The following is a 2085-nucleotide window of genomic DNA, read 5'->3' as shown; positions in this document are numbered from 1 at the left end:
GCTACCGGCACCCGGCTGACCAGCCGAAACCCGCCCCGACGAGCACGGAAAGGACACCGAGCCCTACCCGGCCCCGTGGAAACCGGCGCAGCCCGCAGCGACACGCGACGGCCCGTCCCACCACCCGAAGGGACATACCGGGCAGACCACGGGGTGAATCAGGAAACAGCTACACCTGACGGATCGAGGCTAATATCATGATTGGCACAGTCGCGAGAAAGAGCACTGCAATTGAGCAGGCGACCAGGCTAATCCAGCGCCGGACGGGGTTAGCTGTTGGCCCTAGTACCTCCCAAGCGCCTACCTTGAATGTGATTAACAGCTGCCCTACACGCGACATCTTGGCATCCATAGAAATACTCAAGCAGCACTGATACTGACTGCTGGGGCCAGGTTCGATCTGTGGCTGATCTGTGAGCGTTCCAGGTGAATCGGCGCAAATGAAGATTACTAGCTAAAAGGTTTGATGTCGTCTGTGCGGCGAAGCCCCCGCTTAACCATGAATTCTACTGCCGGATTCATGTTAATTGGGATTACTTTCTTGCCGGGGTGTGTGGCTGGCCAAACACGAAGAAGCTCATCAACGAAGCCCTGGCCGACATCAGTAACTCTATTGAAGTCGACTTCCACTACATCGAATCCAGCTGCAAGCCCATCAAGCAACCTTCGCGCTTCACTTCGCGACACAAATGTGGTCCCGATTTCAAAAAGCTTCACAGTCGGCCGCGTCCGAACAAAGGCATAGTCTTCCGTAAACTGCTTAAATACATCGGCAACCTGCCGGGTTGTGTGGGGATCGATCTGGCAAACCACGATGGTGCCTGACGAACCCGGAGCTTCCCCTAGAGCAGTATCATCGCGGATATTGTCCACGGTCCACCTAACCCCTGACGATACAAGCTGGAAAATATCAACCATCTTCGAGGTGAAGAAGATGCCTTCTCCAGTATGCCGGGCGGGATCTGTGGTTCTCTTTCCCTTGGATAGCTCCTGTACGGCCTCGAATTCGCTTCCCAGTTTCAAGACAGTTAGGAGCTTAATGTAGGCTCCTATCCCTTGATCAGAGATCTCGAAGCACCACAGGTCCTCATTTTTCCACCATGAGATAGCGACGGTTTCGCTTTCCGAGTGGTCAATTGCGTTATTTAGCATTTCGCTAAACGCATATGCCATGATCTTGCCAGCAGCACTCGTCGTGTCGATACTAAGATCACTTACAACCCTGAGCCAGACCTCATGCTCGGCAAGCCCAAGCAACGTCAGCTCGCGATGCCAGTCCGGTTCCCCCAACGCTTCAATGATCGAAGGCTGTCTCACGAGAGCACGCCGCGCCATGGCAGCACGTACGGCGGACATGTCGAACAGACGATGACCACCCTCGGTGCGCGTTGACGGAATCACATTCTCGTCCGCGAGTTGACGCACCCGAGAAGGGGAAAGGCCTAGTTCTCGCGAGACGTCGGAGACCTTCGCGCGCTTTGACGAGCTATCCTGGTTGCCAGTCATGATCCCTCCCTTGACGCAAACCTACACCCTAAACTGTAGGTTTACACCGGAAACCTACACGCCATGAGTGTAGGTTTCTAACGGCAGAAGTTACAGAGGCGCGCTGCAGGTTCTGGACGATACTTACGCACGCCGTGCCATCTGCGTGCCAGATCGAGCGGTAAACCACGTGCACTGACGGCGAATCACAGACCACTTACGAAGAGGCCCCTGCCAGCGTGTGTGCTGGTCAGGGGCCTCTTTGTGCTGTTGTGGCAGGTGAAGGATTCGAACCTTCGTAGCTTTCGCGACGGATTTACAGACCTACTCACACAAGCCTCTGACCAGCTTCTTCGCCTCCAGACCGCGGAGCTTGGGCACGTATTCGGCAAGAACACCCGTCGACAGCCGTCGTCATTCGACGAAGCCAGGGCAGGCGCCAGTCGTCGCACCAGCTGCGCACCGACCGTGCACCTCGGCGGCTCACGCATGGCTCGGGAACGATCCTCTACGCATCAGACAGACCTGTGTAGGATAATTCCCAAGGAAGCTGTACGCATCTCTCATCGCGCACGCCGAGGAGGCCTCGTGGGCGACAGC

The 2085-nt window shown here is 56.2% G+C and carries 1 protein-coding gene; it reads right to left on the bottom strand.

The genetic code is table 11. The features are described from left to right. Window positions 1-450: 450 nt before the first annotated feature. Window positions 451-1506 (bottom strand): STAS-like domain-containing protein, encoded by a 1056-nt coding sequence (locus KGA66_RS28700; RefSeq protein ID WP_211472694.1) that lies wholly within the window; start codon window positions 1504-1506, stop codon window positions 451-453. Window positions 1507-2085 lie beyond the last annotated feature (579 nt).

Source organism: Actinocrinis puniceicyclus (assembly GCF_018283645.1).
In the GTDB taxonomy this organism is placed as follows: Bacteria; Actinomycetota; Actinomycetes; order Streptomycetales; family Catenulisporaceae; genus Actinocrinis; species Actinocrinis puniceicyclus.
Note: the sequence above shows the minus strand (reverse complement) of the source record. Positions and strands in the feature narration are given on the sequence as shown.